The organism is Tangfeifania diversioriginum (genome assembly GCF_900141875.1).
GTDB lineage: Bacteria > Bacteroidota > Bacteroidia > Bacteroidales > Prolixibacteraceae > Tangfeifania > Tangfeifania diversioriginum.
Genome location: NZ_FQZE01000028.1, coordinates 39945 through 66362, shown reverse-complemented (window position 1 = coordinate 66362; position 26418 = coordinate 39945). Strand labels below are relative to the sequence as shown.

Sequence of the window (26418 nt, the reverse complement as noted above, 5' to 3'; positions counted from 1 at the left end):
AGACAATGGAATTATTAGTGAATTTTCAACCTGCTAATAACGGAGTTGAACAATGCCTATTAAAAATAAATCGTTAGTTTTTCAGCAAACCCTAAGTAGAGAGATTAATCTATATTTTGTTTTGGGGCTACCCTGAAATTTACGGTATTTTCAGATATCAAGGTGAGTATTTTTCCCATTTTAATTTGAAATTTTCAGATCTGTAAAAATCATTATTTCAAAAAAGAAGGATTTTATGATAAGTCAATTTTACTGTTAAGAAATTGATTGTGAATACTATACGATTATGTGGGATTTTTGTTTTGTTTTTTACCGATTACCTTCTCCGGATTTTTTTTGCTAATGCGACAGATTTGAAGAACAGTGAGTTTTTGGCCTGTCGCCCTACGCACGTCTTGTCCATCATTCAGAAAATAAATAGTTTCTTAATCAGGCGTTTTTATTTTGCGGTAACTTTGAAATTTTCGTGCATTCTGTGACAAGCAGACAAAAGAAATTCCCTGACTCCTCTATATATTTATTTGCAAATTATCACCTTTTCCCATTGACCTTGGTAGAGATGTAAAAAAAAATTCCTTTGGGGCGCAACCTTTTTGCTTTTAAATATATCTACAAAAGAAAACGCATTATTATGAAACCAATAAACGTAGTAGAAAAATTAGCTTTAATCGCAATTTTAGCACTGATGTGGGGTTGCTGGGAGGATGACGACATAACGAATAAAAAAACGGCAAACGGTAAAACAAGCTTGTTTGGTGAAGTAACCGAACCCGAAATTCCTCAATCAAATACGGGGATGGATGGAGCAAGGTATGCTTTAAATAGTTTTGGAGGAGGACCAACCGGAGGAGGCGCACCTACAAGCACAGGTGCCTGGGGAGGCGGAAATCCCAATGGCCAATTCGAACCCGGAGTTTTAACATCAGGCGAATGGAACGACCTTGATAACTGGGACTTCTGGAACAATCTGTTAAACAACCAGGAGTATTATGAAGACGTAAATAAATGGAACCTCAAAGAGATAAAAAGGTACAGCTTTGTGGTTGCCGATAGAGATGACGCACCTGTTGCAAATGCCGAAATCACTCTTTTGTCGGGTGCAGTAGAAGTTTGGAAAACCAAAACAGACAATAAAGGAAAAGCCACATTGTGGTCGGATTTAGACCTTGAAGGACTGACAGCCCAAGTTAAGTTTGAAGATGCCGAAGAGGTAATCGAGGCTTTGGAGTATGCCGAGGGTATTAACAAAGTGTACCTGAATAAAACAGTTGAAAACAAAAAATCAGTTGATATCTACTTCGCAGTTGACGCAACTGGTTCAATGGGCGATGAGATTAACTATTTAAAAGCTGAATTGAATAGTGTCATCGAACGGATAAAACAAAAGAATCCTTCACTTGAAATGCGTTTTGGGTCAGTGTTTTACAGGGATGAAGAAGATGAATTTGTAACCCGCCCTTTCAGTTTTACAAGCGATGAAACAAGCCTGATTTCCTTTATTTCAGAACAATCTGCCTCAGGAGGGGGCGATTTTCCCGAGGCTGTGCATGCTGCCCTGGATGTTGCCATTACACAAAATACGTGGAACGATGAAGCCTCGGCCCGCATCATGTTTCTGTTATTAGATGCTCCACCACATTACACGCAAAAAGTAATTTCAAGCCTTGAACAAAATTTAATTGCCGCAGCTGAACAAGGTGTAAAAATAGTCCCAATTACAGCTTCTGGTATCGACAAGGCCACCGAATATTTAATGCGTTCGTTTGCTATTTTAACCAATGGAACATACATTTTTATAACCGATGACAGTGGAGTTGGAAACGATCACCTGGAACCCACCATTGGAGAATTTGAAGTTGAAAAATTGAATGATTTAATGGTCAGGCTGGTTGATGAATATGTTCCTTAACGTTTAATCTGGGACCGTAAATTAAATAGCTGGGCGGACAATAAAAGATGCTGTTTTACAAAGAAGGTCAATCAAAATTCTTGTAATTTAGTTGTTTCGGACTGGCATCTTTTTTATAAGTCTTTTTTGAATCATTCGCTATTTTGTGGACAGAAGTCATACTATTTCGTCTTAACCAAATAGAGCCTCCGTATAACCTACTTTCAGCATTCTAATAAATATCAGCATGATACTTGCTCTCTTTCTGTAATTCTTCAACAGATGTAAAACCGGAACCTTCCAGGAGTTGGTTCAGGCAGCTTTTCACTCCCTTCCCCATGGCAATGCTGCCGCAAACGTAAATGTGTGCCCCCTTTTCGAGCCATTTAACCAATTTTTTTCTATTTTCGGTTAAAATATCCTGCACGTACTTTCTGGGATTATTATCTTTTGAAAAAACCGTGTCCAGTTGTTCCAGTGTTCGGTTATTTTTAAATGCTTCAAGTTCTTCTTTATACAACGAATCGCTGGCCTGTTTTTTGGCTCCCCAGATGAGCCACGTACCGTTTTGGACTGCATGCGCCGACCGTTCCTGCAAAAACGCCCGAAAAGGTGCAATTCCCGTTCCCACTCCAATCATTATAACCGGTGTTTTGAAGTCTTTCGGCAGCCGGAACTCCGGATTTTTTTCCAGCGAAAATTCAAGCGGACTTCCGGGGTGTAAATCTTCATTGATAAAAACCGAGCCCGAACCTTCGTGCGGAAGGTTTTTGAACTGATAGCGAATGGTTTTCACGGTAAGATCGATAGTGCCGGGATTCAGTTGCGGGCCCGATGCAATGGAATAAATCCGTGGTGTCAGTTTGGGCGGAATTGCCATAAACTGTTTGGCAGTTATGCTGCAGGGAAAATCGAGCAGAAGATCCAGCAGGTTCGACTGCGCCAGGTATTCGGTTAAAGCCGTTTGGTTATTTAAAAGCTTTTCCAGTTGCTCAAGCTTTGCTATTTTCTGGTACCTTTTTACTGTTCCTGCATTTAAGCGTGTAATTTCGGTTTTTTCTAAAAGAAAAAGTTTTAAATCTGAATAAGGCCCTGAGTTGGATTCTGTGGAGCTGGGTTGCACCTGCTCCAGTATTTTGTTGGCCAGCCATTCAGGATTTCTGGGAAGAATCTCAATGGAGTCTCCGGCTTTATATGAAAATCCTTTGCTTTCAACTTTCAACGAAATATGATAAACGGGTGATTGAGCCGAGTCTGCTGTAAGTTTCCGTTTTTCGGTTATTATTGCTGAAAACTGCGGGCGGTTTTTTGATTCTTTCTGAAAATTAACCGCTCCTTCAACTATCTTTTGGTGTCCGTTTTTTGATGAAAAGACTTTAAAACTCTCCCTGACCCATTGGGCTGCATTTTGTGAAAATTCCACATCACAATCCATCCGGGGCAAAACCGGTGTGGCGCCCATCCGGCTGAGGCGTTCATCCAAATCTTTTCCGGCTTTACAAAACTGTTCGTAACCGGAATCACCCAGTGCACAAACAGAATACTTCAGCTGCGACAAGTTGCCGATGCCCTTTTCCGTCATTTTCAGAAAGAATTTTTGGGCCTGCTCCGGTGGTTCTCCTTCGCCGTGGGTACTAACCACAGCCAGCAATTTTTTTACCTCCGGTAGTTTTTCCGCGTTGTATTTCGACATGTTCACACAGGTAGCTTTCACGCCGTTTTTCCGGTAAAATTGTTCAGCCTGTTTGGCCACCATTTTGGAATTGCCAGAACGGGTTCCAAATAAAATAAGCAGTTCGTCTTCTTTTACACTTTTTTTATTCCACTTCCAAAACATTGCAATCCTTTGTTTTCAGATTTCCATCTGCTTTAAAAACTTGTTTTTCTCCTTTTGCCGTAACCACCAAATGATAAATCCTGTGAGCGGTAGCCCGGCAGCGATTAGCCCACCAATAAAAGCCAGTATTTTCCCCCAAATTCCCAGTACAGCGCCTGTGTGAATATCGTAGTTCATGGCGATTAGTTTTTCTCCGCGGTTCATATTCTCAAATGACCGGTCGGTTAAACGTTTGCCGGTGGAAGCATCATACGTTTCGAGGCTGGCATCGTAATACACACCAGCCTTGTTTTTTACGTAGGCATCTACCGTATTTTTATCTTCTTCAAGCGCGTACAAAGCAATATCGTATGCTTCCGGGTGATGCGCTCGGCTGTTTTGGTACACCGTTTCGTAAATAGTTTTTAGGGGCTTATTTGTTGCAGATTCAGGTGGAGTGGGCGTTGCCGGAGGCTGTGTGCTCAGATTGGCCACAACATAAACCAGGGCCATAAACCATTTAAACGACCAGACCATTCCCGTGAAAGCAAGAACCAAAAGCAGCGGAATGCTGTAAATACCGGTTACAACGTGCAAATCGCGGTTAATATCCATTGAAACACCACGCCATCGGATGGTAAAAGAACGTTTGGTGAATTTATTTCTGCGGGGCCACCACCAGATTATTCCGGTGATAAGACAAATTACAAATAGAAAAACCGTCCAGCCAACTATGGGCTGACCGATTTCGGTGCGCAGCAAGAAACTCCAGTGGAACATTTTCACCAGCTGGAAAAACTCGTATTTGTGGTTCATTGTCTTCTTGATTTCACCGGTATAAGGGTTTATAAACAGTATATAATCGTACTCACACCAGGAGAAATAACTAACTTTTTCTTTGTTGTATTTATACGCTTTAAACCGCCAGGTCTTATCGGGCTCTTTGTAGGCATTAACGGTGGTTATCGGATATTCAGTGCCCAATTCAGCCTGGGCGATGTTCCATAGCGAATCCAACGGGAGGCGTTCGTTTCCGGGCTCTTTTACGTGCATGCTTTCGGCATGGGCCGCATAAAAAATTTCGTCTTTAAAAGTGTAAATAACACCTGAAATACTGATTAAAAATACCAGCAACCCGGAACCTAACCCGAGCCACTGGTGTGTTTTTGTAATTATGTTTATAATGCGGGAATACACGATGAATAAATTTTAATTTAAGTTGAAAATCCCTTTGGCTTCCAGACCGTCGATTTCAGCACCTTTAACAGCTGTAGCAGTTTCCGGGTCAATTTCATAAATATGGGCATCGGTAGCTGTGGTGATACTCATGTAAACCTTTCCGTTTTCCACCAGGGCAGGTGTGGCATACTGTGCTCCGTGAAGCGGCACATCGGTTACATCGGTAACTGTAGCTGCATTCAGATCGATAATAACCAGTTTGCAGATTGGATTACTGGGTGAAAACGCACCCCACAAGACCGAGTCGTCGGTAACGACTCGTGCTACGGCTTTTCCGCTTCCGGCGTAAGAGAAGTAAACAATTTTACCGCCGCCGGTGGCTTCTTCAATGTTGAGGAAATAATTGGGGTCGAATGCTGTAGTTCCGTTTTTAATCCTCAAAATACCCGATGGTTTGGTTTGTTTGGTGAAACCACCTGCCAGAGACGATGAGGAATAGGTGTAAAGGTCGCCGTTTTCTGCTTCGAGCAAACCGGTTGCATTTCCGTAAACACCGATCGGACTGGTTCGGGTATCACTGATGACCTGCTCAAACTCCAGTTCAGGATAAGAGAACACCGCCACCTGGGCCGTATCCACGCTCGGTGTGGAAAAATCGCCGGAAGGAGATACCGGGTAAAATGACACAAACAACTTATCGCCTTTTACCACCATGCCTGTGGGCCATTTGGGCAAGGTGTCGCCTTCGGGTTTGTAAATGTCGGTTTCCACTTTCCGGTCCAGCGAAACACTTTCCGCATCAATTACATGCAATACCCGCTGGGTTATGCCGGTGCGCGGAACTTCGAATGCAAGCAGCGTGTTATTGTCGGCAGGAAGCATACAATCGAGTGTCTTTTCAAAAACAAAACGGCCGTATTCCACCAAATCGCCGTTTTCATCAAGCTGGTAACCAATGCAGTTGTTGTCATCGAAATAGCCGATGCTGAACACCGATTTATCTACCTGTGCAAAATAGCGCCACCCGGTTTGTTCAAGCCCCTGGCCTTCGGACGTAATTGTTCCTTCCGACAATGTTTCGGTTTGAACAAGGTAATCGGCAGCTTCGTCGTTCGAGCCGAGAACCTGAAGGGCAACGGTGTAAGCTTCCTGGTCAGAGGGGAGGTCGGGATTGACTTCGTCCTCTGAGCACGAAATTACCAATCCTGTTATTGATAGGAATAATACTGAACGGATTAAATAATTAAAATACTTTTTCATGATATTGACTTTAAATGGATTTAAAATTATTTGTGATTATTTCTCGATATAGTATCTGATTTTGAGGTTAAAAGAACGTCCCGGCTTTTGCAGCCTGAAATGGTCGTAGAGTTTAGCATCGAGCAGGTTGCGGCATTCAAACGCCAGGTTGTATTTTCCCCCGCCAAACGAATAAGTTACTTCGGCATTGTGAGCAATTTGCTGCGGAATAGTGTACTTATTTTCGGGATCGCCCTGGCTTGGCCATTTCAGAAAATACTCTTCCACAAAACGGCTGTTAAACTGCCAGGTGAATTTGTCGGCATTGCTGAAAACATCCTGGTACCAGGCTCCAATCGAAAGGTTCCCAAACAGGTACGGAATGTTTGGAATCCGGTCGCGGTAAACACCACTTTTGCGCTGGCCTTCATATTCCGTATTGTTGATAATGTTCTGATACGTTCCGTTCAGACTGATAAAATAGTTTTGCCGCCAGGTATAACGCACTTCCGATTCAACGCCGGAGCTCAATACATCGCGCTGATTGACGTATGTACTGGTAGCGCCTTCGGCCTGGTTTCGGATAAAATCTTTCGCATTGCGGTAAAACAGGTTTCCTTCTGTTTCAATGAAATGAACGCCTGTCCGGTAGCTCCATAAAAATCCCAGGTTGGCATTCAGGCTCTTTTCCGGCTGAAGGTTGGGGTTGCTTAGCAGGTTCAGTCCGTCACCAAACATTTCGTATCCTTCGGGCAACCTGTATGCATTTTCCAGAGAAGCTTTCAGTTGCCCGGTTTTGCTGAAAAACCATGTTATGGCAGTTCCATAGCCGGCGTTGTTGTAGTCAGAAGTGTAGATTGTGCGTTCACCGTCCCAGTCCACATCAGACATCTCAGAATTGAAGTCATATAGTTTTACAAAAAGGGTGGTGCTGAGTTTGTTCCTGAAGAATTTCCCCGACCACGATAATCCGTAAACCGATTTGTTCAGGGTATTGGGCTGACTAAACGCCGTTTCATATCTGCTCAGGGGGTCGCTACCCTGCCGGTTAACCGACGACAATGTGAGGTTGAAATCGATGTGGTTTTGGGGGTTGAGCTGGTAACGGATTCCGGCATTTCCGATAACCGTTTTGTCGTTAAACCGGAACAGGGATTTTTGCCAGCTGGCTTCTCCAATGTTCTCGTCGTTATTGATTACGTACTCACCCCGCCAGTTGTACCTTCGCGAGCTGGTGTCGGCAACCAGGAATTGCCCGTCGGTATATGATAAATAGCCTTTAACATCAAGTCCTTCCACCCCAAGGTCGTCTTTTTTATATTTCAGAAAAGGTGACAACACGTCGTCTTCGCGGAAAACCTCACCGTATGGCCTGTCCATGCTTACACCATGCTGAATTTCGTTGTGGTTACCGGATAAAATGATTCCCAGCAAAAACATATCGGCCCAGCTTTTTTGCAGAAATCCGCCTTCGAACTGCACCATCTTCGATTCATAGGCATCGTGAAAATGAGGTAACTTTTCCGGTTCGCCGTAAGTGCCGGTTTCAGGATTCACCACACTTACTTCCACTTTGTAGTCGTTGTCGGAATAATTGTAAAAAGCGCGGGCGTTGAACGTGAGGCCGTTTTTTTCATTAAAATAATGCCCGTTCAATGCCAGCCGGTGCGTATTGAATGACCCGACAGAATAAGATGCATCGAAAAACTTTTTTACCGATTGTTTGGTGATGATATTCACGGCACCCCCCAGAGCGTCGGATCCCAGGTTAACCGGCACAACGCCTTTATATACTTCGGCCCGGTCGATAAGATTTACCGGGATGTTGTTAAATGTGAGCGATGTTCCGGTGCTAATGAGTGGAATTCCATCGATAAAAAATTTAACCTGTTTCCCGGACAGTCCGTTGATGGCAAAATCGAATCCGGAACCCAGTCCGCCTTCCTCGCGGACCATAAGTCCGGTAGTTTTATTGAGCACCAGGTTCAAATCCTGGTTGCTGTTGTGCAGCGATTTCACGTTAACTGAATTGATGGCGTAGGCCGTCTCTTTTGCTTGTCTTACTTTGCTTTTGCCGGCAACTGTCACCTCCTGCAAATCAACTGACGATTCCCGCAAAACAATGGAAACCTTCGTTGTTCTGCCGGCAGCAACATCAATGGCAATTGTTTCGTTTTGGTATCCCAGACTGCTTGCTTTCAGCAGATGATTTCCGGGGGTAATATTTTCGATAAAAAAATAGCCGTTTTCATCTGCAGCAGCACCTTTCTGAGTGTCTTCAATAAGGACGGAAACAAAAGGCAGCGGCTGGTTTTGTTCATCCACAATGGTGCCTTCAATTTTTGTTTGTGCATTTTGCGATATAGCCGGAAGAAAGCATAGCAAGAATAGCAACATGGCTATCCATTTTTCAATCACCTTCTTACCAACAACTCCCATCATCTGCTTTTTTTGTTTGATTTCTAATGTATTGGGCACAAATCTAGACTGATTATAGATAAGAGGCAATCCCAAGAAATGGGGAATTGCAGAAATTGAAGCAAGGTTATTGGGTGGTAATTTCTGAACAAGTGAGTCCTGAGCAAATGCAATATTTTGCCTCAGGTTGATGCATATTTTATTGATAATTATCTCATTTTGCTACAATCTTAATTGTTTTGTTATAGCACATATTTTTCTATTTTAGTATCTGTGTTTAAGTGTATAAATAGCGTTGATAATTACAAGTAAATATTTAGTTAAACCAATACCTGATTTTAATTTTTTTGACCATCATGAAAAAACTTATATTTTTAACACTATTCGTGTTGCTGGCAGCATTTCAACAGGCTCCGGGGCAAGAGCTGCAACTCAACGATCTGGAGTATTTCGAAACCCAGGGCGTTAACGTTCTGGTATATAGCAACCTGTTTACCGGAGGTTTTAACGACGAAAAAACCGCCGGCATCGAATTGATTCATCATGGTGTCAGAACCGCGCAGGGCGGTGCGGTGCGGCTGTCCAACACGCCGGAGCAGTGGGATCTTGTTCCGGCCATTCCCATTCGCACGGTAAAACGTGCATCCAATTCTATTGAATCGGTTTTGACGTATGAAGATTTTGACTTTGCTTCCCGGGTGGTGGTTACCGCCAAAGACAAAGGAGTTGAAATAGCAGTTTACCTGGATGAACCCGTTCCCGCGGAACTGGAAGGGGCTGCCGGGTTTAACCTGGAGTTCCTGCCCTCGAAATACTGGGGAAAAACCTACCTGGCAGATGGGCGCCTCAACCGGTTTCCGCGCTATGTGGTGGGCAACACCGTTACCCGGCCCAACAGCGAAAAAATAAAACAATTCAAAGGGTACGTCACGTCCGACGACCGGGGGACCGGCCGGTTTGTGGATCCGCTGCCACTTGAAACCGGGCGTACTTTTATACTTGCGCCCGAAGACCCGGAACGCAGGGTGAAAATCACCTCGCACGATGCCGAAATCATGCTTTTCGACGGCCGGGTGCTGGCACAAAACGGCTGGTTTGTGGTGCGCAGCCTGCTCCCGGCAGGAAAAACGGGCAAGGTGCTGAGCTGGACCGTGGAACCCCATGCCATCGACGGCTGGATAAGAGAACCAAACATCGGCTTCTCGCAGGTTGGCTACCTTCCTTCGCAACCCAAGGTTTCGGTGATTGAACTCGACAAAAAAGACACACTGCTGGCAACGGCCTCGCTTTATAAAATCGATGAAAACGGACGGGCTGCCGAAGTGTTCAGCGGCAATATTGAGCCCTGGGGTGACTATTACAAATACCACTATGTGAAATTCGATTTCTCTTCCGTGAACACCCCCGGTATTTATTATATCCAGTATGGCGACCAGAAAACCAATAACTTTATCATTAACGATGACGTTTACGACAAAATTACCGATGCCACCAGCGATATCTGGATTCCCATTCACATGAACCACATGTTTGTGCGCGAGGGGTACCGGGTGTGGCACGGCGAGCCGTTTAAGGAAGGTTACCGGCAGGCGCCGCCAAATACCGATCATTTCGACCTCCACCGTCAGGGCCCCACAACCGACACAAAATATGAAGGGCTGGAACGGATTCCCGGGTTAAACATCGGCGGTTTTTTCGATGCCGGGGATTTTGATATTGAAACCGGCTCGAACATAGGCGTGGTGCAAAACTTTGTGCAGACCTGGGAGTATTTTAGACCCCAACGCGACCAGACGTTTGTCAGTCAGGAGCAGCGATATGTGGATTTGCACCGCCCGGACGGCACGCCGGATATTTTGCAGTTCATCGAGCACGGAGCCAAGAATCTGGTTGCCCAGGCAGAGATTATCGGCCACATGGCACAAACGCTTTCCAACTCGGTGTTGTACAATTATCATCACCTGGGCGATGCCGCGTCCATCACCGACGGCCTTCCTTACAACTCCGCTCTCGGTTCTTACGAAACGGCTTCCGACGGCCTTTCGAGCGGGGTGAAGGACGATATGTGGGCCTTTACAAGTCGCAATCCCGGTCTCGACCTCAGGGCGGCCACCATGTTTGCCGCTGTCAGCCGCGCGTTGAAAGGATACAACGATGATCTTGCGGAACGTGCACTGGACCAGTCGAAACGATTGCTTAACGAGGCCACCGAACTGCTGGCCAGCCAGCCGGAGAACAGCCGCGGCAGACGCTTCGGAGCGGCAGATGTGGGCACCAACCTCCAGTTGTACATTTCAACCGGGGAGCAGCAATATGCCGATAAATTTCAGGAACTTTTATGGCCTGCACTCGACCGGAACCTGAGTTATGTTATTTTGACGGCATTGCACGGCATTTCGCACATGGATGCCTCGTACAAAGAAAAGCTGCGACCGTATGTTGAACAGTATAACGAATACATCGACGACCTTGAAAAGGATAATCCCTACGGAGTGCCCATCGGTTTGGGCAACTGGGCCGGAAGCGGGGCCGTGGTGAACTTTGGCACCACCATCTGTTTTGCCCATAAACATTTCTCCGATATAATCGATGCCAGCCATGCGTTTAAGGCTACCAACTGGCTGTATGGCTGCCATCCGTACCACAACTATTCGCTGGTGGCCACGCTGGGCGCCGCACGTCCCAAAGAAGTCTTTTACGGAAACAACCGGGCCGATTTCTCCTTTATCCCGGGCAATGTGGCGCCGGGCATATTATTCCGCCAACCCGACCATTTTGAAAATTACGATGACTGGCCGTTCTTGTGGGGACAAAACGAAGGCACGATTGGCGGCAATACCAGTTATCTGATTTTTGGATCAGCGTTTAAGAATTTGATAAAGTAAAAGGGCTATTGTTTTCGAATCGTGTTAAAATGTACAAACAATACCTACGAGAATGTACCTGTGAATTGGAGAAATTATTGTAATTAAAAATCTTGCGAAATTTGTATAATTCCATAGATTAACCATTTTTATTCCTGTTTGAGGAATGCAATTCTTGGTGAAGGAGCTGGGAGTGCTAATTAATATTTTGAATATGATGTATTTACGTGTGTTTTTAACTTGTGTCCTTATTTTGTTAGTCACGGCCGGGTTCAGCAAAACAATTGCGAATACTGTTTCCGGAGAACCGCAGGAAGATTCACTTTCAGAGCAAAATTTACGCCGTGCAATGGATGTTACTGACCGGACAATTGCTGCCCACTTCTCAGGAAACGATATGAAAATGGCAAGGTACTACAATCCTTACAACGAAATTCGTTCTGACGAAACAGGCAGTATTTGGATGTACACCAGTGCGGTTGAGGCTGTCAACGCAATCCTTCATGCCCTGAAGGCACATCACGAAAACGGGAACCCCGCACTTTACAACGAACATTTTAAGCGTTATGCCAAATTATTGCAGGAATTATATGAAAACGCCAACTTTTATCTCGGAACTTTTGAGTTGACATCTTATACCCAAACCCGTGAGTGGACTGTTTACGGAGTACATCGAGGTACCTCCAAAGGTTCTGCAAAAGTTGCGGGAATTGAAAATGTGTACGACGACCAGATGTGGTTGATTCGTGAATTGCTCGAATCTTATAAGCTGACCGAGAATCCGGAGTTTCTGGAAAAAGCGGAGTATTTAACCGGGTATGTGCTCGACGGATGGGATTGCACCCGCGAAGCAAACGGAAAAGAAACTGGCGGCATAACCTGGGGGCCGGGGTACGTAACCAAACATTCCTGCAGCAACGGGCCAATGGTTAGTCCGCTGGTGTGGTTGCATGAACTCTATAAAAATAAGAATGATGAGATTGAATACCGCTTTATTGATGCAACCGACAGGGAAACCCGAAAAACAATGCAGGTAAAGAAAAGCGATTTTTATTTGAACTTCGCCAAAAAAATATACCACTGGCAAAAAAAACACTTACTGCGTACTGATGGGGTTTACGACGATATGTTGGGTGGTTGCACGCCCGATAAACCGCAAACCGAAACAGTTGATGGGAAAATTTATCGTAAGGGAATTGTTTGCACTGACAGGGTAGGACCGGCCATTACATACAACAGCGGAACAATGCTTTCAGGCGCTGCCGACCTTTACCGGGCAACCGGAAATGATAAGTATCTTGATGACGCAACGCAGTTGTCGGATGCAAGTTTCAGCTTTTTTGCCACCCCCGCTACTGACATGCCAGGTTATTATACTTTCGATACCAGCGGGTTCAGAAACTGGTTTAACGGCGTGCTGATGCGCGGATATGTTGATATATTCCCTTTTTACAAAGGTGTGGCTGATTATATCGATAGTTTTCAGCGAAACCTCGATTATGGCTACGGGCATTTTCTGCATGATGGATTTCTTCCTTCTGATCTGTTGAATGGCTGGGATTCAGATGAAGCCAAAAATACAACAGAAGCCATGTTCAGTTTTGCTTTTGCTGCCGAATACGCTGTTTTGGCCCGGTACGAACTTGAAAAAACAGAATAGAAGTTTTTGAATCTGCACCTTTTGCAACGATATCCGGAGTTCAAAACGAATGCCGATTTTGATGTCTGCGGCTCATGCATTTTCCTGATGCATTTAACATCTCAAAATGTTTTGTTGCAGTGGAAAAATAAATTTTAAAGCATTCGTGATTTACAAAACGGGCGGGAATGTTGGCCCCGCCAGCTAACCGGAGTACTGTTCTGAGAACCGCGCCAAAACTTTGTCGGCATAAGTTTTGGAAACAAGGATGTCGGGTGCTGATTCATAATCGAGGCTCAGAAAAATACCTTCCTGTTCTTTGCGGAGAATTTTAACCCGATCGAAATTAACAATGACCGAACGGTTGCAGCGCACAAGAGAAGTGGAGGCAAAATCATTCTCAATTTTTTTTAACGTATTCCGGATCATAAAAGTGGCAATTCTGCCTTTGTTTTGGTAATGGATTTTTGCATAATTGTCGGCTGCATCAATCCAAAGTACTTCGTTTTCAACAACTGAAAACCTGAGTTCTCTCTTTTCATCTCTGAAATTAAACATTTGTTTACCATGCTGTTCTTTATCAGGTACTTTATTGCTAAGTATCGCCAGTTTTTTGTTTCTGTCCTTAAGGGTAAAATAGAGCCATAAAATGGAATAGGGAAGTAACAACACAAGTGATGTGTTTATAATAGATTGCCGCAACATATCGCTGAAAAGCCGTTGATCATCGAGAACAATATTTTGGAAAAGCGTATAAAACATGGCCATGGCAAATATTTCGGTCAGGATCCATAATGCATATTGCCAAAAAAAGAGCCCGTTGCGACGGGCATAGTGGTACATGATAATCCTGCTTACAAGTACGACCAAAACGCCGGTAAGAATTACCAGGCTCGAAAAAACCAGATACATTACTTCTGATACCGGAAACCAGTTGCGCGAATCAAAAGGCTGATAAATATTTATAAAAATAAGGGCAAACAAAGCGGTGTAGATTATCAACCTTGTGATATTCCCTTTTTCATACAAGTATTCCGGAATTTTTTGATTCATTCTTTTTTGAAAAATTGTTGTTATCCTGCAAAATGCAAAAAGTGTTTTATGGCATTGTAAAGGTAGCCCATTCGGGTCCATTGTGCAATCATTTTCAATGTTCTTTTATCGGATTTCACCCCAAATAAATACATTTTGTCCCTGTAGAACCGATTTTTTCCCCTTTCACAGGGGTATGACCCATTATTTTGCACAAGGAGTTTTGCTGGCTTTTATTTGTAACAGAACAATCTGTTTTTGTTCGCTCAAAAAGAAAAACTATGCAAACAAAACAACATCCAGTGGTTCAAAATAAATATTCAAAGCGGGTGCTGATGCAAAATTTTATAAGGAAACCCGCATTGAAAACATTGAATTTTTCGTTTCGCTCTGAATTTTCAACCACTGATGTAGCCCGGGAAAATGAATTTCTGTCTTTTGATTCTGCTATATCAGAAAACCGGTATTTTCATTATTCTGTAATTGTTCCGGTTAACAGTATTAACAACTCGTGTATTATGTTGCTGCACGGACTAAATGAGCAGAGTTGGGACAAATATATTTCCTGGGCCGAATACCTGGCTGCCTCAACACGCAAGCCGGTTATTCTTTTTCCTATTGCATTTCATATTAACAGAAGGCCTTCAGCATGGAGCGATCCGAGAAAGATGACCAGGTTAATTGAAAAACGAAAAAGAACGGAAGGGGATTTCAGCTCATTAAGTTTTGCCAACGTGGCAATGAGTGAGCGATTGACGGAAGAGCCTCTTCGTTTCTATAATTCAGGAATTCAGACGGTTGAGGATATTTCCCGGTTGGCTTCACAAATTTCAAATGGCAGGCACCCGCTTTTCGGGAAAGGAACAACTATGGATTTTTTTGGCTATTCCATTGGCTCATTTTTGGCCGAAATACTTTTGATGGCCAATCCGGGAAAACTGTTTTCTGCGTCACGCCTTTTCATTTTTTGTGGTGGTGCAATTTTCGGCAATATGTATGGAGAATCGAAATATATCATGGATAGACAGGCCTATAACCTGTTATTGAGATTTTATTGTGAAAATTGGATCGAAACGGGATTCAACCGGCAGCTATCGAAAAGAAATACGAATGATTTCTTGTTCCAGGCTTTTAATTCAATGATAAAGCCTGATATAAACCAAAATGAGCGGGAAACATTTTTTGAAAGTCAAAAACACAGGATTTCGGGTATTTCACTTTTAAAAGATAAAGTGATGCCTTTTAGTGGAGTTGAAGCCTGCATGGGAAAACAAAGGGCAGAGGAATGTTTTGAGGTGATGGATTTTCCGTTTGAATACTCCCACGAATCACCTTTCCCGGAAAATGGAAGGATTGATCGCCATGATCTTAAGTCCGCATTCAATAAAGTATTTAAGAGAGGGGCTGAATTTCTTGCCTGAGTATTTTACCGAGGTAAAACACCCAGGCAGGAATGGTCAGCCGGGTTTGTGGTGTGTGATTAATCAATGAAAAATTTCAATTCATTCCTGATATACTGTCTTTTATCCTGAAATAATCGAAATCCACATACCCTCCCGGTTCTTCTGTAGCATAGTTGAACAACCCAAACCGGTAGCCCATAAAATGCGGAAGCGTATATTCCATTTTTAGTTGCGAGCCGATTTTTATCCATTTTTTTCCGTTGAGGCTGTAATAGAAATCGGCCACATCTTTGCGGTTGCTGAAATCGCCTTCCGCTTTCAGGTAAATTTTATCCTGTTTCAGCGGCAGGCTTTCCACTTCAACCGGCTCTTCATTTTGGGCGCTCACCATTACAATTTTTTTGGTCCCGTTTTCAAATTTTACCCCAACAAGGCCATATTTTTTTTGCAGCAAAGCCAATCCGGCAAAATCGCCCTCTTTCATGTTCGAAACATCGATTGCTGTTGTTCCTGAACACTCCGGGCCAATGGTGCGCTGGGTAAGTGTATTTTTGGCCTGAAGAAAGTTGTCGTCCACACGACCGGTTTTCAGACGCAGGTACCCTTTCTTGCCGTTCACTGACCAAAATTCATTGTCGGGATTGTGGTTCCATTGCCACACCAAAGGCAAATCAGGTTCCCCTTTTTTGCGTTTGAAATCGTCGGATGCCACAATTCCGGGTATTAAACTTTTGCTTGCCGGCAATTCTTCCAGTACATCCGGCACTTTGCCGTTTATTCCCAGTACCGGCCAGCCGTCTTCCCATGTAACCGGAGCGAGGTAGGGAATGCGACCCACCGAGCCGTAATCGCGGAAAAGGTAGGCATACCAGTCGCCATCGGGCGTATCGATTAAGCCGCCCTGTGCGATGCCCCGGTCCTGCAAAGCCAGCCGGCTCTCCCACGGACCGGTAATTTTATCAGCGCGGTGAACAATCACCGTGCGCATACCGCCTCGCGGCCAGGTAATGTTGAACAGGTAGTATTTTCCGTTCACCTTAAAAAGCTGCGACCCTTCGGCCGGCAGCATCATGTTGTCGCCCGCCGGTTTGCTGGCATTTTCAATCAGAACCCGCTCGGTTCCTTCTTTCACACCCGACAGGTCTTCTTTCAACTCCACCATCATCAACCGGCCAACGCCCCAAATCATGTAAATTTTGCCGTTGTCATCAAAAAATAGGGTGTGGTCGTGATAGCTTGGACTAAATGTAATCCTCTTCCACGGTCCGTTTTCAATGTCTTTGGTTGAATAGATGTACGTTTTGTTGGTGGTTCCGGCAAACGTGCTCACATAGTAAGTATCGTTGTGATAACGGATGCAACTTGCCCACGAACCGCTTCCATAAGCATCTTTCCCGTTTTCGAGGTTCAGTGCGTCCACATCATCAAGCGTATCGTAACAATAACTGACAATTTTCCAATTGGTTAGGTCATTCGATTTCATGATAGGCACACCCGGGGTCATGTGCATGGTGGTGCTGCTCATGTAATACGTGTCGCCCACGCGAATCATCGACATGTCGGGCACGTCGGCATGGATGATGGGGTTTTTCGCACCGTTTTGTGCAAACACTGAATTACCGTAAATGAGGGTAAAAAAACTAAACAGAATTAAAACAGGTACTTTCATAACTATTCAGGTTGAGTGTCGTTGGCTGAAGTGGCATACAATCCGATTAAAGCTCCGGTAAAACCACCGGCCACATTGGTGGAAAGGATATCGCCTGAGACGGTTCCTCCAAGGTTTTGGAAATTGCCACCATTAACTGCAAAGTTGAAACGGTAATCATCCCCATCGGCTTTTACCTGTAACTGAACTGGTTGGGTGATATCAATCCGGGTGCTTGCAATTATTTCAGATTTTCCTCTTTCGGTTCTTTCGAGAAGAAGATAATACGCATTATTCTTTTTTGTGATTCCGAAAACATAGTTGAACTGTTCGCTTTGGTAGCACGCCAATCCGGCCAAATCGTTTTCCGATTCCGGTTTGTAGTTTACTGTTGTGGTTGCTGTAAACTTTTTGTGCATCTGCCGTTGAAACAGCGATGAAATGGGCGCAACAGCTTTTATGTTTGTATCGAACGGAGTTATTTCCAGTCCGTTTGAAGTCACCGAAATAAAATCTTCACGCGGCCCTCTCATTCCAATCCAGCGGTAATCGAGCTTATCCGATGAAAAATTTTCGGTAAACGTGAAATTCCCGTTGGGGAAAAATCCGTCTTCTCCGGTATTGTTTACTACTCCTTCAGGCATTTTCAGTTTGGGTTCCATCGGAATTAAACCGTTTTCAAAAACCGGGAATTCGCCGCTCCAGTCCACTGGCAAAATAAATGTTTCGCGGCCGGTATTTACCCTTTCTTTTTCGTTGGGCCGAACTCCGAGAAATACACCGTAATATTGTTCTCCGTTGGGGCCTTTCACCAAATCGGCATGGCCGGCCCAATCTACTTTGTTGGCGCGGTTGGGATTCAAATACCGCTGCGAAAGAATGGGATTGTTGGCTGCCGGTTTGTAAGGCCCGCGCGGATTTTCGCTCACAAAAATCACTTCGCTGTGCCAGCCGCCGGTACCTCCTTCGGCACACATTAAATAGTAGCGGTCGTTTTTCTTGTAAATATGCGGCGCTTCAATCCAAATTGGTTTTTCCGAAAGGTCCACCCCGCCGTCCACAATTATTTTGTCGGTGCCGGCAATCACCTGGTCGCTTTCCACATCGTAATTCCATATTTTTATGACCCGGTGGCCGTTATATAATTCTTTTCCTTGATCCGGCGCATCGTTATGCACGACGTAAGCTTTTCCATCATCGTCAAAAAACATGGAGGGATCGATTCCGTTGAATTTGAGTTTGTACGGGTCGCTCCAGCCTTTGAATGGATCTTTCGTTTTCACCACAATATTTCCAAAACCGCCTGCAAACTGGGTTGTAATCATGTAAAAGGTGTCGTTGTTCGGGTTGTATTTAATGGCCGGTGCATACACACCGGCAGCGATTCCTGCGTCTTGCACTTTTAGCTGCGATTTTCGGTCGAGCACATGCCCGATTTGTGTCCAGTTCACCAAATTTTTCGAATGAAAAATAGGCACTCCCGGGAACATGGCAAACGACGAGTGGACCATGAAATAGTCGTCGCCTTTGCGGACGATGGACGGATCGGGATAGCAACCCTGCAAAATGGGGTTGTAAAATTCATCTTCTTCAAGCGGGTGGTTATTGTAAACCTCGTCGTTTCCCTGGTAAACAAATTGGGTGAATACCGGTGTGTGTCCCGGCTGATTTTGATCGACTGAATTTTTTTGCCCACCGAAGCCTGAAAATGAGAGCAGTGCAAAAAAGGTAACCAGTAAAAATGTGTAAACTGGCTTGGCAATTGTTCGATTCAACTTATTTCTTTTCATATTCAAATAGTTAATTGTTATTATTTCCTTTTTATCAAGGTGTATGTTTTTCCTTTTTCGGTTTGAATGTCGTACAAATTTGTTGGAGTCAGGTTTACCGGGTTTAGATTTGCCCGCTCTGAAATCAAAGGTTCTTTAATGTCGGGAGTATCAAAAAACGGGTTGTTGTTTTCCCCGGTTGCTGGACTCAGAGAATTGTTGTCAGCAAATTCCATTGCGTTGGGAACACGAATCCTGCAATTTCCGCCAAGGTTCGAGTTAATTTCAATCTGCTGAACCTCACCATTTTTCCAGTTGAAACTGACTTCGAAACCACCCGGAGTTCTCAATCCTGAAATTTTTCCATTCTCCCAGTCATCGGGCAGGGCAGGCAGAAAATGAATAGCCCCGTCATGGCTTTGCAACAGCATTTCGGCAATTCCCGCGGTGCAGCCAAAATTACCGTCGATTTGAAACGGTGGATGGGCATCCAAAAAGTTGGGATATGTGCCACCTCCACCACGATTGCTTTCCCCGCCAACCAATGTGAGTTGGTCTTTTATCAGTTTCATGGCGTGGTTGCCGTCGAGCAGCCGTGCCCAGAAATTTACTTTCCAGCCCATCGACCAGCCGGTTGACACATCGCCCCGGTGGTTGAGTGTAGTGCGCGCGGCATCGAACAGTTCAGGCGAAGAGTAGGGTGATATCTGGTTGCTGGGGTGCAGTCCGTACAAATGCGAAACGTGGCGATGTTTGTCGTCGGGACTGTCCAAATCTTCCATCCATTCCTGTAGCTGGCCATGCTTTCCAATTTGCATAGGCGGCAATCGGTCTTTTATTTTCCGGAATTCTTTCGTTAAAGCTTTGTCTTTTCCAAGTAACTCTGCTGCTTTTATGGTATTTGTGAACAGATCGAAGAGAATTTGGTTGTCCATTGTTGCCCCGGCGCATATCGACGGGCGACCCGCGGGTGCGTTTTCCGGAGAAACAGATGGACTCACCACCAGCCAGTTGTTGGTTGGCTCTTCAATGAGAAAATCCTGGTAAAACAGGCATGCCGATTTCAGCACCGGATAAACTGTTTCGAGGTATTCCGTGTCGCCGTTGTACAGGTATTTTTCCCACAAATGCTGCGACAACCAGGCGCCCCCCATGGGCCACATGCCCCAGAAAGCACCGTCCACCACACCTGAAATACGCCAGATATCAGTATTGTGATGGGTGCCCCAGCCACGTGCGCCGTACATTGTTTGGGCGGTTTGCCGGCCCGATTCAGAAAGTTCTTTCACCATTTGAATCAACGGTTCGTGCATCTCCGGGAGGTTGCATTTTTCGGCCGGCCAGTAATTCATTTCGGTGTTGATATTGATGGTGTATTTGCTGTCCCATGCCGGATGGGTACTCTCGTTCCAGATTCCCTGCAAATTGGCGGGCTGGCCACCGGGCTGCGAACTCGAAATGAGCAGGTAACGACCAAACTGAAAATACAATGAAACGAGCTCCGGATCATGGTTTTGTGAGAAATCCCGGATCCGCACATCGGTAGGCTGGTTAGCTGCTTCAGATGTGCCTAAATCGAGGCTTACCCGTTTGAAATAGTTTTGATAGGCTGCAATATGACTTCCTTTTATTTCTTCGAAAGATTTGTTTTCGGCTTTTTGCAGAAAACCGGCACATTTCTCAGCCTCATCGGCGGTTAGTGTTTTGTAATCCAAAAAGTTGGTAGCTATTGAAATGAGAATGACCACCTCGTTGGCATCCTCAACTTTAATTTTATTTGCTTCTGTTGAAGTTGAACCACCTTTGGCGATGAATTTACTTCGGGCGTTGAATTTTACCTGCCCGGTTACACCCTCGTGCGTTCCCGAAAGACCTGTCATTTCAATGGTGTGGTTGTCGAGCGTTTTTATTGATTTTTGCAATGCGCCATCCATTCCTGCCCTGAGTGTTATTTTACCCGGTTGGTCGGCAGTTAACCGAATGGCAATCACCTGGTCGGGTTGCGATGCAAAAATTTCCCGTGTGTATGTTACGCCATCAACCTGGTAAGTAGTGGTAAAAACGGCCTTCTCAATATCCAGCTCGCGATAATAACCGGTATAGTTTTCATGTCCGGGGAAAGAGAGGTTGAGGTTTCCAACTACCTGGTACATGGAGCCGTGCAAGTCGGTGACCATATTTTCATTCACCATTTTTTCTGCTTCGTGGTATTTGCCGTCGAAAATAAGTTGGCGTACTTCCGGCAGGGCTTTCAGTGCATCCGGATTGTCGTTGCGTGAAGGACCTCCCGACCAGAACGTTTCTTCATTTAGCTGAATTTTTTCGTTGGCCGGGTCACCGTAAATCATGGCGCCCAATCGGCCGTTGCCAACCGGAAGGGCTTCGTTCCAGTTGCTGGCCGGCTTATCGTACCACAGTTTCAGCTTGCCTCCCTTTTCTGCATGCAACGGGTTGTTGAACAGCAGAATACATATTACTAAAAGCACTGAGTTAAATCGATTCATTTGTCTGAAATTCTATTAGATTATAAATCTTTTGGTTTAAATAGTAGTTGTGAAAATTTGTAGAGACTTGTTTTCCAAACCCCGAAATCGTGGTTTCCGTCATAAATTTCATAGCGATGAGGAACGTCGTTTTCTTTCAGGTAATTGCTTGTTCGGTTGCTGATATCGATAAGCCCGTCTTTATCGCCACACGACAGCCAGAGCAGCTTCAGTTGTTCTTTTGCGACTTTGGGGTTGGGAATTAGTTCCTCCGGCGATTTGGTATTGGGCGCCGATGAAAAACCGCCAACCCAGGCAAATTTATCCAGGTTGCCCAGCCCGAAGTTGAGCGACTGCCCGCCTCCCATCGACAAACCGGCAATGGCCCGGTGTTCGCGTTTGCTTTTAACCGGATAGTTTTTCTCTATGAAAGGAATCAAGTCGTTCAGCAAATCCTTTTCAAAAGTGGCAAATGCTTTCTGTTTCTCAGGAGCAAAAACATTCCCGGTGGCCCGGTCGTCTTTCATGGCCCTGCCGTTGGGCATCACCGCAATCATGGGTTCCAGTTTGTCATCAGCATACAGATTATCGAAAATAACCTGCGGCTGACCGCCATTTAACCACTCAAACTCATCACCGCCAATTCCGTGCAAGAGATACAGCACCGGATATTTTTCCTCATTGGAATATCCGGGTGGGGTGTAAATTACTGCATTTCGGTTGTTGCCAACGGTTTCTGAAAAATAGGTAATGGTGTCGAGATTACCACGGGCAATGTCAGCACGAACAACATCGAAACCCTGTGGGGCGGGGTTTGTTATTTCCTGCGAAAAGCAGGCAGCGCCAATGGAAAGGGAAAAGACAAAAAAAATCAATTTTTTCATATCAGGTCATTATTGGTTTCAGAACAAAGCATAAAAAAAGTAAAAAATACTGTTAAACGAAAATGTTACAACACATTATCTCAAAAAATATTTTGATGACTCAGTAAATTATTATTTTCGAAGCAACCTGATGTAGTGAACACCGCCTGCAGTGCTGCCTTCATGCGCCTGAAATTTTACCCGTACCGATTCTTTTCCTTCCACCATATCCTTTGGGATATCATAAACGACAACCTGAAATTTTGACTCGTGCCATCTTCCGGTGTTATCTTCCGTTACAAGCTTCTCATCATCGATTAAAATATCGAATTTCCGGCTGCCCCATTCGTATCCCCAGTAACGTACCATGAGCGACAAATTTTCTTCACCATCGGTTTCAAACCGGTAGCTGAAATAGCCGCCATCTCCGGCATCCCGGTAAAATTCATTTAAATTGGTTCCTGAATGTGAATTTTTTGTTTCCATGGCATGGTCTGCTTCCGGCTGCTGTTCGCCGGTGGCCACATAATCGATGGTTTGTTTTTGCAGTTCCAGCATTGTTTCTTCGGCCCGGGCAACAGAATCGAGATAGGCTTCATAACCGGATTCAGACAAAACCATCCAGTACATCATATAACGGGCATCGTGGATTTGAAAAAAGGGTTCCAGTTCAATCTCCTGCGGATTTAACAGGTTGAGATTTGAAATTGAAAAGGTCAGCGGTTTATTTTCTACAGGATTCAGTTTTTCAGTAATTTCAGCAATACTATTTCCAATGATCACCGGTGCCATATCCACCGGGAGTCTTTCCCCGTGAGCGATATGGCCCCAGCGGCTGTCGTCGGCCACCAGTCCGGCTAAATTCTGAGTGCCGGTTTTGGCTGCAAGAAGCACCGGCCCGTACATAAATGCGTAATAGTTGGAAACGTTGGGCAACTGCTCGAGCCGGTGAGCCATGGGCAATAAAATCTCAATTTCATCCCCTTCTTTCCAGGTACGATCGAGCGAAACGTAAGAAGATGGATTTGTTTTAACCTGAAATTCCTTGCCATTCACAGTAATTTTCAATTTGTTTCCAGCAACCCACCCCGGATAACGAATTTTCAATTCAAAATGTGCCGAACCATCAATTACCTGTAACCTGGTTTTCTCTTCAAACGGAAAATTTGTTTCCTGCCTGATTTGAATTCCTTTTTCTTTCCAATTCAGTTCCGATGCGATAAACAGGTTTAAATACAGTGAGTTATCCTGATGTGTGTAAATGAATTCATTGTACTTTCCGTGGTTTTCCATTCCCGTGCCCACACAACACCACATGGCCTCATTAGGCGCAGAATACACCCGGTAGTGACGCGGCCTTGCCGGTGTAAAATAAACGTAGCCACCATGTTCGGGATGCTGGGTTGACAGTATGTGATTAAACATCGCCCTTTCGTAATAATCGGCATATCTGGCCTGCGGTTGAGCTCGGAACAAACCTTCCGTTAATTTGAGCATATTGTGGGTGTTGCACGACTCCGGTCCTTCCACATCCTCCACATAATCGGTGCATGCCGATGCTGCCGGAAAATGTTCGCGCCGGCTGTTACCGCCAAAAGCCAAACTGCGGTTTCTGGTAACCGTTTCCCAGAAAAACTGTCCGGCTTTTGCATATTTTTCATCGCTGCTTAGTTCCGCAATTCGTTGAAATCCGACTGCTTTGGGAACTTGTGTATTGGCATGTAAATTATCCAGATTGTCGTGGCCTTCGGCCATTGGCTCCAGTAAAAATTTGTGCGAAAAACGTTTGGCAGCAGTTAAATATTTTTCATCGCCCGAAATGGCATACGCATCGGCAAAAACTTCATTCATGCCGCCGTGCTCTGTTCCCAGCATAGCCTCCATTTCGTCATCAGAAAAACCTGAAGTGATTTCAATTTCCCAGTCGCAAAATTTCAGGAACATATTTCTGGCTACTTCGCTTTTCCCGTACCACCAGGCATCGCGCAAGCCGGCATACATTTTATGCAGGTTGTACCACGGCACCCACGAACGGCGAAATGCACCGAGGTTATTTTTTTGAAAAGCAGACCAGATTTCATCGCTTCCGGGAACTCCACCCACATAACCAACTCCCCATTCCGGGTTATTTTTGACATTGGCATTCTGGCAGGCTTTTAATTCGGCCAGCATGTAATCCATTCTTTTTTTACATTCCGGGTTGCCAGTTGCTGCGTAATTCATAGCCATAGCCGAAAGATAGTGCCCGCCAATGTGACCATCCAGGCCAATCCAGTTTTCGTAACTTTCGGCCTTTGGTTTCAGGCCGGCTACTTTGCGGTAGGGCGCCAGTAGCCGGTCAACATCATATTGCAGGAGATACTGTATGTTGAGATCGCGGGCATGTTTGAAAGGGCCATCCAGCAAAACCACATCGGCCGGCGGAAATGTATTGGAGTAGTTTTGTCCATTTGAAATGGCTGAATTCCCAATACATGTTATGAAAACCAATATAGAAAACAGAAAATCCTTCATAACCTGCAATTAAATACATTCACATTAAAAATACGCTAAATCAGCTGTCTTACCAAACTTTAAAAAAAGTAAAAAATACTGTTAAAAAGAAATTTTTTCAACCTATTTAAAAACATGTGGCAAACTCACGGAAATACTCTAATCAAAAAATTTATCACCTTAAAAGAAAAAACCTAAATTTATGTGTATTTGGACAATCTGACTGAAATAAATTAACTTGCGCAGGAATAGGTACTTAAACAAACTGAATAATGAATAAATCGGGATTTTTTTTACTTCTGGGAGTTTTCGTTTCTTCCTTTGTATCTGCTCAATTTTCGCAGCAATACCGCGACAGTATAAACCGTCTCAGTTACGAAGATCACAAACTAATGATGGAAAAACTGGGCATTTCGGAATTGCGCCCCGGTCCGTCGGGAAATCCCGAAGCACCCAATGCAGCCATTTCTGACGAAGCCAAAGTCCAGCCCTATTTTTTGCCCAATCCATTGGTTTTTAACAATGGAACCAAAGTAATTACACGCGAGCAGTGGGAGAAACGCCGCGCCGAAATTTTCGAACTGTTTGACCGCGAAATTTACGGCCGTCTCCCTGAAAGTATTCCCGGTGTGAAATGGGAAATTGTGAGCGAAAATGATACGATGGATGGCGACTTTCCGGTAAAAATTAAGCAACTGAAAGGTGTGGTGGATAATTCCTCTTATCCCGAAATTGATGTTGAAATTGATTTGACACTGGGAATCCCGCCAGAATCCGGGGAAGCGGTTCCGGTGATTATGGAATTTGGGTTTAACTGGCCTGCTGGATTTGGAAGAATCCAGAATGATGATGAACTCACCTGGAAACAGCAGTTGCTGCAAAAAGGGTGGGGCTACGCCGTACTTGTTCCGGTAAGTGTACAGGCCGATAACGGCGCCGGTTTGCGGCAGGGAATTATTGGTTTGGTGAACAAAGGAAAACCGCGTAATGTGGACGACTGGGGAGCACTCCGCGCCTGGGCATGGGGAGCCAGCCGGGCGATTGACTATTTTGAAACTGATAAAGAGGTGGATGAAACCCGCGTCGGGATTGAAGGACTTTCGCGGTACGGGAAAGCGGCACTGGTTGCAATGGCATACGAACCGCGCATTGCAATTGGTTTTATTGGCTCATCGGGAGCCGGCGGCGCAAAAATTTTGCACCGGGTTTTTGGTGAACAGGTTGAAAATCTCGCAAGTTCCGCAGAATACCACTGGTTTGCCGGGAACTCTATAAAATATGCCGGCCCGCTTACGCAGGAAGATTTACCGGTGGATGCGCACCATTTGGTCGCATTGTGTGCTCCCCGCCCGGTTTTTATCAGCTCAGGTTCGGCGGCTGTCGAAGGCCAGTGGGTGGATGCTAAAGGGATGTTTTTGGGTGGCGCGATGGCCGGTCCGGTTTACGAACTTTTGGGTAAAAGAAGCATGCGCACCATGTTGTTCCCTCCGCAGGAAACACTGGTTGACGGCGATGTGGCTTTCCGGCAGCACGAAGGCGGCCACACCAATAAACCCAACTGGCCGTGGTTCATAGAGTTTGCTGAAAGGTATTTCGAAAAATAAAGTTTCATTTCAAAAAAAAGCCCGCTCTGAATGACCAGAGAAGGCTGTAAGAATTGTATATCCATATTTTGATTAGTAAT

The 26418-nt window shown here is 44.8% G+C and carries 15 protein-coding genes; 5 read left to right on the top strand and 10 right to left on the bottom strand.

The features are described from left to right. Positions 1 to 631: 631 nt before the first annotated feature. Positions 632 to 1909 (top strand): vWA domain-containing protein, encoded by a 1278-nt coding sequence (locus BUC07_RS16220; RefSeq protein ID WP_073171968.1) that lies wholly within the window; start codon positions 632 to 634, stop codon positions 1907 to 1909. Between the two features lie 211 nt (positions 1910 to 2120). Here the strand turns inward: BUC07_RS16220 and BUC07_RS16215 are convergent, their stop codons facing one another. From BUC07_RS16215 to BUC07_RS16200, 4 genes are read right to left on the bottom strand one after another with little or no spacing between them, the layout of a single operon-like run. Continuing rightward, complete coding sequence (locus BUC07_RS16215; protein ID WP_073171938.1) at positions 2121 to 3725, bottom strand: diflavin oxidoreductase; 1605 nt, start codon at positions 3723 to 3725, stop codon at positions 2121 to 2123. A gap of 15 nt (positions 3726 to 3740) precedes the next feature. Beyond that, positions 3741 to 4901 carry a PepSY-associated TM helix domain-containing protein gene (locus BUC07_RS16210; RefSeq protein ID WP_073171934.1) on the bottom strand — a complete coding sequence of 387 codons (1161 nt, stop codon included), beginning with the start codon at positions 4899 to 4901 and terminating at the stop codon, positions 3741 to 3743. 12 nt (positions 4902 to 4913) lie between these two features. After that, positions 4914 to 6143 carry a DUF4374 domain-containing protein gene (locus BUC07_RS16205; protein WP_073171931.1) on the bottom strand — a complete coding sequence of 410 codons (1230 nt, stop codon included), beginning with the start codon at positions 6141 to 6143 and terminating at the stop codon, positions 4914 to 4916. A 36-nt stretch (positions 6144 to 6179) separates the two neighbouring features. After that, positions 6180 to 8564 carry a TonB-dependent receptor gene (locus BUC07_RS16200; protein ID WP_083578303.1) on the bottom strand — a complete coding sequence of 795 codons (2385 nt, stop codon included), beginning with the start codon at positions 8562 to 8564 and terminating at the stop codon, positions 6180 to 6182. Positions 8565 to 8896: 332 nt separating this feature from the next. On the opposite strand from BUC07_RS16200, the gene BUC07_RS16195 reads away from it, so the two are divergent. Both BUC07_RS16195 and BUC07_RS16190 read left to right on the top strand, forming a co-directional pair. Then, positions 8897 to 11425 (top strand): cellulase N-terminal Ig-like domain-containing protein, encoded by a 2529-nt coding sequence (locus BUC07_RS16195; RefSeq protein ID WP_073171928.1) that lies wholly within the window; start codon positions 8897 to 8899, stop codon positions 11423 to 11425. 193 nt (positions 11426 to 11618) lie between these two features. Further along, on the top strand, positions 11619 to 13064 hold the full coding sequence (locus BUC07_RS16190) for a glycoside hydrolase family 76 protein (RefSeq protein WP_073171962.1): 1446 nt from the start codon (positions 11619 to 11621) through the stop codon (positions 13062 to 13064). Positions 13065 to 13247: 183 nt separating this feature from the next. On the opposite strand, the gene BUC07_RS16185 is transcribed toward BUC07_RS16190, so the two are convergent. Then, positions 13248 to 14096: a LytR/AlgR family response regulator transcription factor gene (locus BUC07_RS16185; protein ID WP_073171925.1), complete on the bottom strand. Its 849-nt coding sequence runs from the start codon at positions 14094 to 14096 to the stop codon at positions 13248 to 13250. Positions 14097 to 14356: 260 nt separating this feature from the next. On the opposite strand from BUC07_RS16185, the gene BUC07_RS16180 reads away from it, so the two are divergent. Beyond that, on the top strand, positions 14357 to 15496 hold the full coding sequence (locus tag BUC07_RS16180; RefSeq protein WP_139279616.1) for a DUF6051 family protein: 1140 nt from the start codon (positions 14357 to 14359) through the stop codon (positions 15494 to 15496). Between the two features lie 76 nt (positions 15497 to 15572). Here BUC07_RS16180 and BUC07_RS16175 read toward each other — a convergent pair whose 3' ends face one another. From BUC07_RS16175 to BUC07_RS16155, 5 genes are all read right to left on the bottom strand, one after another. Then, entirely contained in the window at positions 15573 to 17147 is a 1575-nt protein-coding gene (locus BUC07_RS16175) for a glycoside hydrolase family 43 protein (protein ID WP_073171920.1), read from the bottom strand. A 2-nt stretch (positions 17148 to 17149) separates the two neighbouring features. Further along, complete coding sequence (locus BUC07_RS16170) at positions 17150 to 18901, bottom strand: glycoside hydrolase family 43 protein (RefSeq protein ID WP_245792723.1); 1752 nt, start codon at positions 18899 to 18901, stop codon at positions 17150 to 17152. A 35-nt stretch (positions 18902 to 18936) separates the two neighbouring features. After that, complete coding sequence (locus BUC07_RS16165; RefSeq protein ID WP_073171913.1) at positions 18937 to 21399, bottom strand: glycoside hydrolase family 95 protein; 2463 nt, start codon at positions 21397 to 21399, stop codon at positions 18937 to 18939. 20 nt (positions 21400 to 21419) lie between these two features. Beyond that, entirely contained in the window at positions 21420 to 22262 is an 843-nt protein-coding gene (locus BUC07_RS16160) for an alpha/beta hydrolase (RefSeq protein ID WP_073171909.1), read from the bottom strand. A 111-nt stretch (positions 22263 to 22373) separates the two neighbouring features. Further along, a complete protein-coding gene (locus BUC07_RS16155) occupies positions 22374 to 24755 on the bottom strand; it encodes a glycoside hydrolase family 127 protein (RefSeq protein WP_073171906.1) in 2382 nt (793 codons plus the stop codon). A 251-nt stretch (positions 24756 to 25006) separates the two neighbouring features. Between BUC07_RS16155 and BUC07_RS16150 the strand changes: the two genes are divergently transcribed. Then, the gene (locus BUC07_RS16150; RefSeq protein WP_073171903.1) at positions 25007 to 26338 is read left to right on the top strand and encodes an alpha/beta hydrolase family protein; all 1332 of its coding nucleotides are present in this window, start codon (positions 25007 to 25009) and stop codon (positions 26336 to 26338) included. The last annotated feature ends 80 nt before the right edge of the window (positions 26339 to 26418 follow it).